The organism is Spirochaeta lutea (assembly GCF_000758165.1).
GTDB classification, from domain to species: domain Bacteria; phylum Spirochaetota; class Spirochaetia; order DSM-27196; family Salinispiraceae; genus Spirochaeta_D; species Spirochaeta_D lutea.
In genome coordinates this window covers 125,903-139,305 of the sequence record NZ_JNUP01000003.1, presented here as the reverse complement: position 1 = coordinate 139,305, position 13,403 = coordinate 125,903, and the positions used below count along the sequence as shown (strand labels likewise).

Here is a 13,403-nt window from a genome sequence, read left to right as displayed (position 1 = left end):
AATGGCATGAAACGAAGATTACAAAGCCTTTGCTTTTTCGGGTTGTTACTTCTGGCTGCCCCAGGACTATTCAGTCAGGCAGGCGGTACTATTACCGTACAAAATTTCAGCGACGTCCTGATGTATGTTACAACCCTCCCGGTAACCATCCAGGAGTTTCGGGAGCTACAGACGAATCCTGCTAAAGCAGCAACCCTGGCCGAAGAGCTGTTCCCTCAAATGGAAACCATTTTACCCGGCAGCTACCTGCCCAATCTTCCCAGCTTCACCGGCGAAACCCTTATTCTCGCCCTCCAGGCAGAGTCGGCCTCAGCAGGGTATCCTATTAGCGTGAAACTCATTCCCGGCGGCTCAGCGGGTAGGGCCTATGCTCTTGGACAGCCAGATGATCAATCCGATACCTCCCCGGACAGCATCGGTATGTTGCCGGTCACCAGGATTAAACCCCATCCTGAGCCCATCCGCATCGACGGCAGGTTTGTAGACTGGCTGAGCCGTCCGGAGCTGCGGTCCTACCGGCAAGACAGTATGCCGGTGGTAATCATCCAGCAGAACAACACCGGTATACGTCAGATCACCCCTGGAGATTCAGTGTTTTGGCGTAAGGGCGGTGCGCAGCTGGACGTGGTAAAAACCCTGCTTACCCAGGAAAATCTATATTTCATGGCCTCCAGCTACCAGCAGATTACCCCTGGAACCAGCATCATCCTTCGTCTGCACAAGACTGCTCCCAAAGAGCAGCAGTCAAAAACCGCCGATGTAACCATCGAAATTCCTGTTGTCCGTCGTGGTGGACCGGTGTATCTATGGCCGGGATCGGCCCTCGATACCGAAGCCGGACTGCCTCAGACTGCTTCAGGGCCGGGTGCCGGGGCCTCCCCGTCTGCAGCAGATCCGGGAAATCCGGACAATCCTATCTATATGGGGCAGTACGGTGCCTCCAATTTCAGTGTTGAGGCTGCCATCTCCCGAGCCATCCTGGAGGATTTCGGATTCTTTAACCCTGAAGCGCAAGACGGCGTCATAGAGCTTTCCACCGGGGTAAGTGATGCGGGAATCTTCGAGGAGTTTTATTACGGCTTGATTCCCCTGGCTGAGGTTATTCAAGGTGGCAGGTGATGTGAAGTTTTTCTGCGAAAACTGCGGGGGACGGGTCAAGGCACGGGACAGGATATGTCCCCATTGTGGGCGGTTTTTTTCCAAGGTGCGATGTCCCGTCTGCAGTTTTCAGGGAACAGCCGATCGGTTTGTCATGGGATGCCCTCAGTGCGGCTACATGGGGTTTAGCGCCGAGGGGGGTAAATCCCCGGAAACCCCCGTCAATAAGCTCAACAACCCCTCCCAGGAAGAGGTGATCGACAGCCCGGCGGATACCTTCATCTTTCAGGATACCCCGGAGCAGGGGCTACGGAGGAAAAGGATTCGCCGGGGCATATTCGGGGTTTCCATCGCTCTGGGGCTTGCCCTGTTGTTTCTTATCGTAGCGTTGATTTCATGGGTCTCCATGTAATCGTTGCCTAATTTCGTAGTGAGGTTCTATGAATTGCAAGGGTGATTTCAACCGTATAGCCACCACAACTCTTTTGGTCATACTGTTGACCCTTCCGGGCCTGGGGACTCTCCAGGGACAGGATGCCGGTACAAACCAAACTATCCCCGAGAACCTACTCCTGCGAGGATTCGACTCCATACGCCTAGGGATGGTCTACGACGATGCATTGAGCGCCTTGGAAACCAGCAGCTATATCCATTTCCGAGGACCCCGGGATGTAAGTCTCAGGCCTCTGGGAGATGATCCCATTATCAGTGCGCCGGGCCAGGCCTTTCTCCAGGAGGTGGTACTCCAGTTTTCTGAAGGCGTCCTATTTTCCATTTCTTTGGTAGTCGATCCCCAGGAATTTGACTATGGAACCTTCTACCGTATATTTAACCAACGGTACGGCAATCCCCATGACTTGAATCCCCGAAGGGCAGTGTGGCAGGATGAACAAACCAGGATAAGCATCGAGAAACCGTTAACCGTTCAGTTTCTCGACCTGGGAGCATTTCGAAGGATGCAGGAGGATTCCATGATTCAGGATTCGGCAGAGCGGTTTTCGAAGACCCTTTTTCTGGATGAGTTTCGGTAATGAAAACGTTCATACCCCTTAAAATATTCTCCGGACTGATCGTATTCGCGTTCTTTGTGGCAGCATTGGGTTGCAGCCAGGAACCGAAGCTAAGCCAGGGCACACTTTCCATCGGTCCGCATCGATTTGAGGTCGAGATCGCTGCCACACCGGCCTCCCGCCAGCGGGGCCTGATGTACCGTCAGGAGTTGGGGGATCAACAGGGTATGCTCTTCGTATTTCCCGATGAACAGGTGCGCTCCTTCTGGATGAAGAACACCTCGCTACCCCTTACCATTGCCTACATCGACAAGCACGGGATTATTCAAACAATTCGGGACCTCGAACCCTACAGCACCACCTCGGTCTCCTCCGAAGTGCCGGTCCAGTACGCATTAGAGGTAAACCGGGGCGTCCTGGATCGCTTGGGAATTACCATGGGTGATGAGGTCATCCTACCCGATTTTACGGACATCACCGTGTTTTAGTTAGCTGTTGCCTTCGGTGAGTTCAGGGAATAACTCGAGTACGGGTTTTTCCCCTTCTTTGCTCGGAGAATTAACCAAGATCTCAATTTTTTGTTCAACCCTGGACAACTCCTTTTCCAGTTCACGAGCAAGGGTTATTCCCTCCTCGAATAAGCTTGTGGCTTCCTCTAATTCTATAGATGAACCCCGGATTGACATACTGATCTCTTCCAGCCTCTGGAGTCTGGTTTCAAAGCTACTCATGTAATTCCTTTCCTTGAGCCGTTTCTACATATTCTGTTACATCAGCCTGAATCGCTCCCTGGGCAAGGCGAATATGGACAGCCTCACCCCGGGCCACCTGACCGGCACTTGTAATTATTTCCTTCGTTTTCACCTTCGATACGATGCTATACCCCCGCTGCAAAACCTCGTAGGGAGAACAGCTTTCAATCTGAGCTACAGCCACCGAAAGTCGCTTTTGTACATCTTTAATACGGTTACCCAGGGATTGAACCAGCTCTTCCTTCGCATCATCCAGCCGCTGGTATCGCGGTTGGATGACTCGCCGGAATGCTTCCTCAATAAAATCTGGTTTGAAGGGTCGGAGGGCGAGGGTAAGCCGTTTTTTCGTCTGAACCATAGCCCCTGCTATCGTATGACCAGCAGAGAGGACCCGTGACAGCAGCTCCTCGCGGTGTCCGGTTACAACCTCAGCCGCAGCGGAGGGGGTCGGCGCCCGGAGATCAGCCGCGTAATCACAGAGGCACCAATCAATCTCATGACCCACTGCAGAGATAACAGGCAACTCTGACTCGGCGACAGCGCGAACCAAAGACTCATCGGAGAAGGGAAGTAAATCCTCCAGGCTGCCGCCGCCCCGGCCGAGGATGATCACATCCCCCATGGCGAATGTATTGGCAAGTTGTAACATCTTGATGAGCTGGGGAGCAGCCTCATTTCCCTGCACTGCAGCCGGGAGAATCGTAACCGAGGCTCCTAGGTTTCTCCGTTTCAACACATTCAGAATATCCCGGATAGCAGCCCCGGTAGGGCTGGTAATCGCTACAATACGTTTTGGGAAGAGGGGAATACCCCGTTTCTTTTCTGGGTCAAACAAGCCTTCTGCAGAAAGCCGTTGCTTGCGCTCCTCCAGCGCCCTGAGGATCTGGCCAAGCCCGGCCTGTTTCATGGTAGTGCAAATAATCTGATAGTTGCCCCGCTTCTCATACACACTGAGGGTTCCGGTGACCAGTACCTGCATACCGTCTTTGGGGATAAAATCAATCTGAGAGTTCTTTCCCCGGAACATCACAGCCTGAATTACTGCATGCTCGTCCTTTAGGGAAAAATACCAATGCCCGGACGCAGCGGGCCGGAAATTGCTGATTTCTCCCTCGATCACCAGGGTGGAAAAGGAATGTTCCAGTATCTCCTTGATATGGTAGGTGAGTTGGGATACAGAGACGGGATTAAATTCGTTCACCATTAGGTTCATAGTTTATTAGAATACCGATGACTGATAAAATAATCCAGCTACCCTTTAGGAGTAAGGAATGGATACCGATAGAACGACCATGGAGAACCACCTTTGTATTTTACTACCTGCAATCCTGCCGTATTGGGAACTTGAACTCCATCATGGGTCAGCAAAGGACTATCTCAAACGAGCCATAGAGTCCTTGGCTTCAGTCTCCCATGTCTCTACCATAAGCCTGCTTTTTGTACCAACCCCAGAAACAGAGCAGCAGCGCAGTCAGACCATCAAGCCTCCTCCAGCCGCTGCTGATTTGGATTGGTCCTGGTGTCCGGTACCGTACACTATCACCGAATTATCCTCCGACTCCTGGCACGAGGCCCTTACCGTTGTAGCAACTACTAAACCTACAGGAACTGTTTCCGTTTTTTGGGGTGATTCTCCGTTTTTGCAGATCCAGGTAACCAAGGATTTACAGGAACTCCACAGTACATATCGGGCGGATTTTACCTTTGCGGACGGTTACCCCCCGGGTACAGCGCCGGAGTTGTTAAACCCCGATACTATTCCGTCCCTACTTTCCCTTTCCTACAAACACCCCAGCACCATTGATCGAACCTTGTTATTTGGGTTAATACAACAGGATATAAATGCCTATCAGATCGAGACCCTGTTATCGGATTTTGATTTCAGACCCTACCGCTTGGAGCTAAACACCTCTACCAGAAGAAACTACCTGTTGTGCAAAAAGCTTTCTGCTGGCCTTACCCCCGAGGTGTTGAAAGAAGACCCCCGTGAATTCATAAACCAAATACGGAGCAGGCAAAAAGACTACCGAACCCTTCCTGCGTATTTTTCAATTCAGATTTCTGCCCAATGTCCCCAACAATGTTCATACTGTCCCTATCCCCGTATGAATCCCGGGCTTCTTAATGATACAAACTACATGCCCCTCGACAAGGCACTTGAGCTGTTTCAGCGTCTTGCAGAATGGTCGCCAGAATCAGTTATTTCCCTCTCTCCTCTAGGCGAGCCTTCAACCCATCCAGATATTTACCGCATTATTTCTTATATTGACCGACACCTGCCCCAGAGGCTCCTCATCGTGACCTCAGGAATCGGGTGGAATCCTGAGGAAATAAAACGTCTAGTCCCAACCCTTAAGAAAACCCAGTGGATCATCAGCTTGGATGCGGTCTCTGAGGAAGAGTACCAAACCCTCCGGGGTACGGGATTTCACGAAGCCATGAGTTTCACCCAAACCATGCTAGCACTCAGTCCTGCCGATGTCTATGTCCAAGCCGTACGGCTCAAGGATCGGGAGGAACAGCTTCTCGCCTTCTACCAGTACTGGAAGGGAAAGACTGAGAATATCATAATTCAAAAGTATGCGAATCAAGGCGGACTTTTACCCGATCGAAAGGCAGTGGATCTTCGCCCCTTGAAGCGTCTTCCCTGTTGGCATTTGATGCGTGATTTTACGGTGTTGCTTGACGGAAGCGTTCCCCTCTGTGAACAGAGCATGGGGAACCATAAACCCATGGGCAACATTTTTAAGGAGGAACCCAAAGACATCTGGGATCGTATAACCGACCCATACCATCAGCATTGTGATCAGAATTATCCGGATGTATGCAGGGATTGTGATGAGTACTACACATACAATTTCTAATAATCCAGGAATTACTCCCTACACCGTACTGGGCCGAAAGCCAACAGTTGACACCTCCCATTCCCAGAAGAATCTCGGCTTGATTCTCTTAAATCGGGGAGCCCGGTACCTCCGGAACGATACCTTCGAGCGATTACAGAAATATGGTTGGACGGAAATCATCTCCATCGAATCCTGCCGGCCCTCATACGATTTAGAAGAGCTCTCCCAGCGCTACCCCGGATTACGATTTCTGGTTTTTCAGGACCAGCCCAAGTCCATCGGTGAGCAGATCAATATAGCCATGCGTGAGTCTCTATCAACCCATGCCATGGTGTTGTGGAGCTATATCCAGCCACTGCCAATGTCTAGCAGATTCATCCAGGAGATCTGGGAAAGTCGGGCGGTCTGTACCGCTCCTGTTATCCGAAATACCCGAGGCGAGGTTTTGCCGACCATCTGCATCCCAGCAAGCTTCAACAACCACATGAAACCAGTGTACCTTACCCCCAGCGGTGAAAACACCTGCTCTCTCTATCCCTTTGATTATCTTGGCATTTATAATAAAAAAGAATTTCAAGCCCTGGGGGGGTTTGCCTTAGATATACCTAACCCGTACTGGCAAAAAATGGACTTCGGATTGCGGAGTTTTCTTTGGGGAAATGCCATATCTCTTCATCAGGGTTTCCGTGTTCAGGCAGAGGAGGATTTTCAGCCAGAAGACACCACCCCCGATGATGATTACCTTACGTTTTACCTTCGTAATATCGCCGTAGAATTTGATAAAGACCATGGCCACGTACCATTGCATGCCTTCTGGGAATTTTACCGAAACAGCGGGTCAGGTATAATTCAAGCCGTAAAACAGTTTCAAAAGGCTCGTGCGTGGGTAAAACACCATTCTTTTCGATTTACCGGAGAAGCACGCCGTCTCGTTGAACTCTGGGAAGAGGAGGGGTTTAATGGCTTCTAAGCACATAGGGATCTGCATTCAAGCCCGCTGCAATTCGGTGCGGCTCCCGGGCAAGGTTACCCTGCCTCTGGGATCAACAACCATCCTCGGTTCTGCATTACAGAGGCTAAAAACCATATCGGTAGATCCTAACCTCAAATCCGGATTCGAATTCACCATGGTCGTGCTTACCGATGCAGCAAGCAGCACCACCATTCAGCCGATCGCAGAGGCCCAGGATTTTGCAGTATTGGAGGGTGATTCAATAAACGTACTTTCCCGATTTCAAAAAGCGGCTCGAGATTATCATTTTGATTTTCTCATACGAGCCACCGCTGACAACCCCTTCGTAATCCATGAACTTATTCCCGAGCAAATCCTCTCAGGTGTCCGCCGAGGGATGGATTATACTGTCTTCAATGCACTGCCCTACGGCGGGGGAGTAGAGTTTATTACCGCCCAGGCTCTCCTAAATCTTCCTGAACACACCCTTACCCCCTATGATTATGAGCATGTAACCCCATACATCTATAACCATCCTGAGGACTATTCTCTACTTCGACTCTCTCCGCCGGATTGGGCGCGGTATCCCGATGTGCGCATCACGGTAGATTACCAGGAAGACTATCAACGTATCGAGCGGATATATCAATCACTCCTTCCTCCAACCCGGGAGTCCCTGAATGACACTATGAACCTGGGGGGCGCCCACATCCTCCCATCAAGCCGGGAAATCATTTCAGCTTTTCAGAGACTCTACCAACAATCCGAGGTGTTATGAACAACGTTAATACATCAACCATTGTATTTGTTCCCGAAACCAATACCGGTTTTGGGGCAGGCCATGTGTTACGTTCCTTAAAAACCATGGAGATGCTCCAATCCACCTTTCCCGATGCGGATACACGGATAGTCTTACCTCCCGAGCATCCCGGACTCGGGTTGTATCCCGATCTCGCAAGCCGGTGTATTGAAAGCCTTCCCTCAAAAGCAGATCTCGTCGTTCTGGATAAACCCTGGCCAACCACCCAAGAAGTTATTACGCTTTCGAGTTTGGGTACGGTCCTGGGCGTTGATTGCGGAGCGCCTGGCCGCGACCTCTGCACATTCCTGGTGGACATGTTGCCAAGGATTCCCGATAAAACCGGACCTGCTAATTGGCAGAGCCTTGCATTCCTTGATTTGCCCCCATACAATCCCCGGAATCGAATACCTGTTCAGTCCGTCCTTGTGTCATTCGGTGCTGAGGATCCTCGGAAACTAGGTCCTGCCTTGGCTAATTCCGGCGTACTGCAACGCCTATTCCCCCGGGCAAAGATTGTGTATATCCCCGGCCTCTCTCTCAGCCATAAGGAACGGTTGCTCATCCAGAGCACCCATTCAGGTTGGCAGATCATTCATCACGTGCCGCATCTTGAAACCCAACTTCAAAACTTCGACCTTGTTATCACCAGTTTCGGACTTCTCTGTTTTGAAGCCTTATCTGCCGGCACACCTGTGCTGTTAGATCATCCTAGCCGGTACCATCAAAAACTCTCAGCCTCCCTCGGCCTTCCTAGTATTCCCTCACCGCAAGAGATCAGAAGATTGCATACCCCTCAATTTTTGGAAGATGCAGCCCAGAGCGTCCAACGATTTCACGAGTTACTACATACTGAGGGTACACAACTTCCCCGCGAATCCATTTCCGCCCTTATCTACATGCTCAGCCATGCAGATCCCCGGTGTCCTGGCTGTGGCTCCGTGAGTACCTCCATCGTGCACCGTAGCGCGAAACGCACCTACATCCAATGTCAGACCTGTCACACCCTCTACCAGGTACTGGCCGAGCCCATGGTTACCCAATACGATGAATCGTATTTCATGGAAGAATATAAACAGCAATACGGTCGTACCTATCTCGATGATTTTGAAACCATAAAAGCACAGGGCTCGCGGCGCCTGAACCAAATCCAAAAACTTCTATCAAAAACCGGGGCCCCAACCTCACCGACACTTCTAGATATCGGCTGTGCCTACGGACCGTTTCTTCAGGCCGCAAAGGAACAGCAGTTCCTGCCTATGGGCCTGGATGTCTCATCCGAGGCAGTTGAATATGTTACCAATACCCTGGGAATACCCGCTCAATGCGGCGATATCAATTCTCTTTCCCCAGAGCTAAACCCTCAGGGTTTCCACGTTGTGAGCCTTTGGTATGTAATTGAACATCTACAGGATCTCAAAGATAGTCTGAATACCATCTATGATCTTCTCCTGCCCGGGGGAGTGCTTGCCCTCGCAACCCCCTCCTGGCGCGGAATCTCAGGCCGGAAAAACATGGCAGCATTTCTCGACGAAAGTCCCATGGATCATGTAACCGTCTGGGATCCCAAACAAGCTAAGGTTCTTCTTGAACGATCCGGGTTTACCGTCAAAACGATCATTCCTGCCAGTTACCATCCAGAACGCTTCCCACCATGGGTCAATACCCTCATGTTCCGGTCCCTCGGAAGGATATGGAATTCTCTTCGAAACCTTGGCGACACCATGGAAATCTACGCAGTAAAGGAACCCCGCTCATGATTCAGGCGAAATACCTTCTCATCCTTGGGGCGGGCACCATGCAGGGGCCAGCTATCCGTGAAGCTGCCTCTCTCGGTTTCTCCACCATCGTATGTGATGGAAATCCTGATGCACCCATGAGAACCGAAGCAGATGTGTTTTTTCCTATCGATCTAAAGGATTTTGATGCTATCATTACCGCTATTGAATCGGAGGGCTTAGTTCCACGTCTATACGGAGTATTCACGGCCGGTACGGATTTCTCCTACAGCGTCGCCCGTATCGCCCAACACTTTGGGTTGCCAGGGATACCCCCGGAGGTCGCCCATGCGGCCAGTAACAAGGCTGTGATGCGCCAAATTTTCAGAGAGAGCGGGGTACCCAGCCCACGGTTCATCCTAGCGGGCTTGGATACCTCGACTGGTAGTGTCCATAAGGCCTTGGATGCAGCCGGCATGCCCCTTCCTCTGGTGGTCAAGCCTGTGGACAACATGGGAGCCCGGGGGGTTATTACCGTTTCATCCCTCAACGATTTAGGCCCCGCCATTCAAGAAGCGCAACGCTACTCACGATCCCAAACTGCCATCATCGAAGATCATATCCAGGGCGCCGAATACAGTATTGATGCACTGTACCACCAGGGAGAATGTATTACCGCTGTTATCGCCAGAAGGCATATTTGTTTTCCCCCATATTCTATTGAGGTCGGGCACACCATTCCTTCCGACCTCAATGCCGACCAAGAACATCATATGTTAGAGATATTTCATCGTGGGGTTGCAGCCCTGGGGATTAAAAACGGCGCAGCCAAGGGTGATGTCTTCTTTACTGACCGAGGACCAGTTATTGGTGAAATCGCCGCGCGCCTATCCGGGGGCTATATGTCAGGTTGGACCCTTCCCGGTGCTACCGGCATTCCAATAACCCGAATTGCTCTTCAGATAAGTCTTGGCACCCAACCACTGAGGGTAACTCCCTGGGAGCTCGAAGGATACCACGGTGGTTCCGGGGCCTCGGCAGAACGGGCAGTCATAAGTTTTCCAGGTACCATTCAAGAATTATTCATCCCGGATTTCTCCCAATTCCCCGGGGTAAAATACTGGTTCCCACGGGTGTCCCAGGGGGACTTCGTCCGCTTTCCTCAGAATAATGTAGAAAAGGCCGGTAATATTATCGCCTTTTCAGCCACCCCGTTAGAGGCGGAAGCCGTGGCTCGAAATGCTGTGGCAGCGGTACTACTTCGGTTAAACCCCGATAATCCCGTTAGCAGGGATCTCATTGACAATCCAGCCTTGGAGACTGTTCCACCCGCGTATCCGGAGAATCTTCATGGCAATCATGATCCATCTGAGGTATCCTGGGACGGTCGAACATTGGAGGAGGCTCAAGCCATGCTTCACCGGTACGGAGGAGCACTTGATCGTCTTACATCCTTGGTTCTTAGGCGGTATGGACTCCAGGCGGCGTTGATAGTTACCGATATAGGAAGAGATAGCCGCGAACAGGAACTTTTAAACCGATGGGAAGAGCGATATTGTGAAGCATATACCTAAAACATTCTGGCTGCTGGCGATCCTTACGCTGGTCTGTTTAGCACCGTTGAGTGCTCAGGATACCAACATCTTATCACTCCGGGAAACTCTGGACCTTACCTACTATTGGGATGCCTATACTAATCAACTCACCCTTGCGCATCAGGGAAGATCCTTAACCATTCATCCCGGCGGAAGTATGGGGATTCTCAACCATCAACTTCCGATCTCGTTACCAGGTATAACACAAAGCAATCGTGGCGAGATTATGATCAATCAAGAAGCCCGTCAACGAGTTCTTGATCTGCTGAACCCGGGTATTCAAAGTCCGGGAAGAAGGATCTCAACCATTTTTATAGATCCCGGCCATGGGGGCAAAGATCCCGGGACCATCGGGCGGCATACCATAAACGATGAAGTACAGGAGCTGCGGGAGAAAGATATAGTTCTGGAGGTTGCCAAACAAGTCGTTGCATTGCTCCAGAACCAGTATCCGGAAAAACAGGTGGTCCTTAGCCGGAGCGACGATACATATCTTACCCTCGAGGAGCGAACCGACATGGCAAACACCATCCATCGAGGTCCGAATGAAGATATCTTATATATTTCCATCCATGCAAACGCATCTCTAAACTCCGCTGCTCGAGGGTACGAGGTGTGGTATCTCCCTCCCGAATACCGTCGTGAACTGATTTCTGAAGACTCCAATTCCCAATACGACAAGAGCGTCATTCCCATTCTCAATACCCTGCTCGAAGAGGAATATACCGTAGAGAGCATTTTATTGGCTCAATCGATTCTAACTGGTTTAGATGGAACCCTCGGGACGCTGAGCAATAATCGAGGATTGATGCAGGAGGAATGGTATGTGGTGCGAAATGCCCGGATGCCGTCGGTGCTCATTGAAATCGGGTTTGTTACGAATAGAGACGAATTTGCTCTGCTCATGAAACCAGACTACTTGCAAAAGATTTCTAAGGGCATCTATACTGGGGTCACCTCTTTCATAGCCAACTTTGAGGAGGTGTATTAGGAGTGTGATTTGATCCCCCTTTCATTACCGCAAAAAATTATACTTGCAATTCTGAGCTTTCTTTTTTTGGTAAGCATTCTCCTAGGTGTGATTTTCCCGCCAACCCTGCAGGAATACCGTATGATCTTTCCCGATGCTGCTACAAATACCCTCGTTCCAGAAAGTCAACTTCTGCCTCGTCAGGCAAGCCAGGCCCAAGAGATAGAACAATTTTTAGATGCACTGCTTTTGGGTCCGGTTCGTGTTCTCTCCGAACCTCTGTTTCCCTCACCCCCAGTCATTGACGCATTCTTCTTCGATGAACAAAAAAAACAAGTCACCGTTTCACTCGGTATTGACACAGTGCAAATCCTGGCTGATTATAAAAAAAGACCCCTGGAAACAATTGAGGATTTAATAATGAAAAACATTAAGACCAATTTTCCAGGTATTGATGATGTTACCCTTCTAATTGGCGGAAATGTTCCCGGGGCCCCGGTCTTTTCCCTTCAGAAGGGTGGTGAAAATCAAGAAACTGTAAAAAACGTTGACAATTAAAATGGGATTCGTATAATTCTAGATGCGAATACTTCGTAAAGGCTTGAGAGCAAAGGAGCACAGGATGAAAAGGTTCTTCATTCTTCTTTTAGTTGCACTAATCGCGGGCACCGGTCTGTTTGCTGAAGAGTCAGTGCTTATCGATTTTAATCAATTGGGCGCAGACTTTTCCGTAAGTGATGATGGAGAGCCCAGTGAAAACGAAGCAACTCTGATTGATTTTAGTGTAGTGGCTGGGTCTTCATATACCCAGGAAGAAAAAGCTCAGATGAAGACCTCTCTGTTCATTGAGAACTGGGAAGTTGTATTAAATTCATCTGCACGGTCTGTGGTAAATCAATCGAATTCATTTACCCGTGCTGCATTGGTACGAGAAGGTGCAGCCCAATATCCGAACGAGACTATTCTCGGGGTGCGGGTTCATTTCCCGGACGAGCCCTTCAACTCTTGGGCCCTGGTTAAACCACCCTTTGAGATTCCTGCGTACATGGATGCAACAACGGTTGCAGCCGACGGGACTCTGGAGGTTCCCCAGGAAGAAGTTGGACGTGGACGTAAATTTGATGGCTACGGGGTCGTAAAGAACATAGGCGTGTTGAAGTCGATCTCTGTGAATGTACACGGTCTGAACTTCCCCCACGGTCTCTCGATCATCTTTAAAGATCAAAATAATGTAGAACAAGAATATTTCATGGGATACCTCAACTTCGATGGTTGGAGAACTCTTACCTGGAATAATCCCAACTACATCGCTGAGGTTCGTAACCGTGAACTGAATACCTTCCCTCTGTATCCTAACTCAGCTCCGATGGTTAAGCTCATGGGCTTCCGGGTTTACCGCGACGCCGCCATGGAAGGTGGTGATTTCATTGCCTACATCAAAGACGTAAGTGTTGTCTATGATAAGGCTGTTCTGTCACTTGAGCGCGATATCGATGACGAAGCTGTTTGGGGTATTCTCCAAGATCGGGAAGAATCCCGGAGGAATTCTGAGCTGAAACGGCTTGGGAACCTTCAGGTACTTCGATACCTTGAGCGCCAGAAGATGGATGCAAGCGCAGAGTAAGCTACAACGACTGGTTAAACAAAAAAGGGCTGCTTAGCA

Annotated in this window: 14 protein-coding genes; 12 read left to right on the top strand and 2 right to left on the bottom strand. The window is 50.2% G+C overall.

The features are described 5' to 3' along the window. Positions 1–6: 6 nt before the first annotated feature. The 4 genes from DC28_RS01120 to DC28_RS01105 all read left to right on the top strand — a co-directional run bounded on the left by DC28_RS01120 (position 7) and on the right by DC28_RS01105 (position 2,596). A complete protein-coding gene (locus DC28_RS01120; protein WP_156104528.1) occupies positions 7–1,119 on the top strand; it encodes a hypothetical protein in 1,113 nt (370 codons plus the stop codon). A gap of 133 nt (positions 1,120–1,252) precedes the next feature. Further along, positions 1,253–1,510, top strand: coding sequence for a hypothetical protein (locus tag DC28_RS01115; protein ID WP_156104527.1), 258 nt, complete (start codon positions 1,253–1,255; stop codon positions 1,508–1,510). A gap of 28 nt (positions 1,511–1,538) precedes the next feature. Continuing rightward, positions 1,539–2,129 carry a hypothetical protein gene (locus DC28_RS01110; protein WP_037544732.1) on the top strand — a complete coding sequence of 197 codons (591 nt, stop codon included), beginning with the start codon at positions 1,539–1,541 and terminating at the stop codon, positions 2,127–2,129. Next, the gene (locus DC28_RS01105; protein ID WP_052078300.1) at positions 2,129–2,596 is read left to right on the top strand and encodes a DUF192 domain-containing protein; all 468 of its coding nucleotides are present in this window, start codon (positions 2,129–2,131) and stop codon (positions 2,594–2,596) included. The genes DC28_RS01110 and DC28_RS01105 overlap by 1 nt, the downstream gene beginning before the upstream one ends. Here DC28_RS01105 and xseB read toward each other — a convergent pair whose 3' ends face one another. Together xseB and xseA are read right to left on the bottom strand one after the other, a co-directional pair. Continuing rightward, positions 2,597–2,839 (bottom strand): exodeoxyribonuclease VII small subunit, encoded by a 243-nt coding sequence (xseB, locus tag DC28_RS01100; RefSeq protein WP_037544730.1) that lies wholly within the window; start codon positions 2,837–2,839, stop codon positions 2,597–2,599. Then, on the bottom strand, positions 2,832–4,073 hold the full coding sequence (xseA, locus tag DC28_RS01095; protein WP_408020222.1) for an exodeoxyribonuclease VII large subunit: 1,242 nt from the start codon (positions 4,071–4,073) through the stop codon (positions 2,832–2,834). Before xseA ends, xseB begins: the two co-directional genes overlap by 8 nt. A gap of 58 nt (positions 4,074–4,131) precedes the next feature. Between xseA and DC28_RS01090 the strand changes: the two genes are divergently transcribed. The 8 genes from DC28_RS01090 (at position 4,132) to DC28_RS01055 (ending at position 13,364) form a co-directional block, all read left to right on the top strand. After that, positions 4,132–5,724, top strand: a complete 1,593-nt coding sequence (locus DC28_RS01090; protein ID WP_037544728.1) for a spiro-SPASM protein — start codon at positions 4,132–4,134, stop codon at positions 5,722–5,724. Further along, positions 5,699–6,676: a hypothetical protein gene (locus DC28_RS01085; RefSeq protein ID WP_037544727.1), complete on the top strand. Its 978-nt coding sequence runs from the start codon at positions 5,699–5,701 to the stop codon at positions 6,674–6,676. The genes DC28_RS01090 and DC28_RS01085 overlap by 26 nt, the downstream gene beginning before the upstream one ends. Further along, positions 6,666–7,436, top strand: a complete 771-nt coding sequence (locus tag DC28_RS01080) for a cytidylyltransferase domain-containing protein (protein WP_052078299.1) — start codon at positions 6,666–6,668, stop codon at positions 7,434–7,436. Before DC28_RS01085 ends, DC28_RS01080 begins: the two co-directional genes overlap by 11 nt. Continuing rightward, the gene (locus DC28_RS01075) at positions 7,433–9,217 is read left to right on the top strand and encodes a class I SAM-dependent methyltransferase (RefSeq protein ID WP_037544726.1); all 1,785 of its coding nucleotides are present in this window, start codon (positions 7,433–7,435) and stop codon (positions 9,215–9,217) included. The genes DC28_RS01080 and DC28_RS01075 overlap by 4 nt, the downstream gene beginning before the upstream one ends. After that, complete coding sequence (locus tag DC28_RS01070; RefSeq protein ID WP_052078298.1) at positions 9,214–10,749, top strand: ATP-grasp domain-containing protein; 1,536 nt, start codon at positions 9,214–9,216, stop codon at positions 10,747–10,749. Before DC28_RS01075 ends, DC28_RS01070 begins: the two co-directional genes overlap by 4 nt. After that, complete coding sequence (locus tag DC28_RS01065; RefSeq protein WP_052078297.1) at positions 10,733–11,761, top strand: N-acetylmuramoyl-L-alanine amidase family protein; 1,029 nt, start codon at positions 10,733–10,735, stop codon at positions 11,759–11,761. Before DC28_RS01070 ends, DC28_RS01065 begins: the two co-directional genes overlap by 17 nt. 9 nt (positions 11,762–11,770) lie before the next feature. Further along, positions 11,771–12,298 carry a hypothetical protein gene (locus DC28_RS01060; protein WP_037544721.1) on the top strand — a complete coding sequence of 176 codons (528 nt, stop codon included), beginning with the start codon at positions 11,771–11,773 and terminating at the stop codon, positions 12,296–12,298. Positions 12,299–12,362: 64 nt separating this feature from the next. Next, positions 12,363–13,364: a flagellar filament outer layer protein FlaA gene (locus DC28_RS01055; protein WP_037544719.1), complete on the top strand. Its 1,002-nt coding sequence runs from the start codon at positions 12,363–12,365 to the stop codon at positions 13,362–13,364. Positions 13,365–13,403 lie beyond the last annotated feature (39 nt).

Bases quoted from the DNA above. Each gene is read 5' to 3' on its own strand.
- xseB (WP_037544730.1), bottom strand. From the start codon at position 2,839: ATGAGTAGCTTTGAAACCAGACTCCAGAGGCTGGAAGAGATCAGTATG.
- DC28_RS01085 (WP_037544727.1), top strand. From the start codon at position 5,699: ATGAGTACTACACATACAATTTCTAATAATCCAGGAATTACTCCCTAC.
- DC28_RS01120 (WP_156104528.1), top strand. From the start codon at position 7: ATGAAACGAAGATTACAAAGCCTTTGCTTTTTCGGGTTGTTACTTCTG.
- DC28_RS01055 (WP_037544719.1), top strand. From the start codon at position 12,363: ATGAAAAGGTTCTTCATTCTTCTTTTAGTTGCACTAATCGCGGGCACC.
- DC28_RS01105 (WP_052078300.1), top strand. From the start codon at position 2,129: ATGAAAACGTTCATACCCCTTAAAATATTCTCCGGACTGATCGTATTC.
- DC28_RS01110 (WP_037544732.1), top strand. From the start codon at position 1,539: ATGAATTGCAAGGGTGATTTCAACCGTATAGCCACCACAACTCTTTTG.
- DC28_RS01090 (WP_037544728.1), top strand. From the start codon at position 4,132: ATGGATACCGATAGAACGACCATGGAGAACCACCTTTGTATTTTACTA.
- xseA (WP_408020222.1), bottom strand. From the start codon at position 4,073: ATGAACCTAATGGTGAACGAATTTAATCCCGTCTCTGTATCCCAACTC.
- DC28_RS01070 (WP_052078298.1), top strand. From the start codon at position 9,214: ATGATTCAGGCGAAATACCTTCTCATCCTTGGGGCGGGCACCATGCAG.
- DC28_RS01080 (WP_052078299.1), top strand. From the start codon at position 6,666: ATGGCTTCTAAGCACATAGGGATCTGCATTCAAGCCCGCTGCAATTCG.
- DC28_RS01115 (WP_156104527.1), top strand. From the start codon at position 1,253: ATGGGATGCCCTCAGTGCGGCTACATGGGGTTTAGCGCCGAGGGGGGT.
- DC28_RS01075 (WP_037544726.1), top strand. From the start codon at position 7,433: ATGAACAACGTTAATACATCAACCATTGTATTTGTTCCCGAAACCAAT.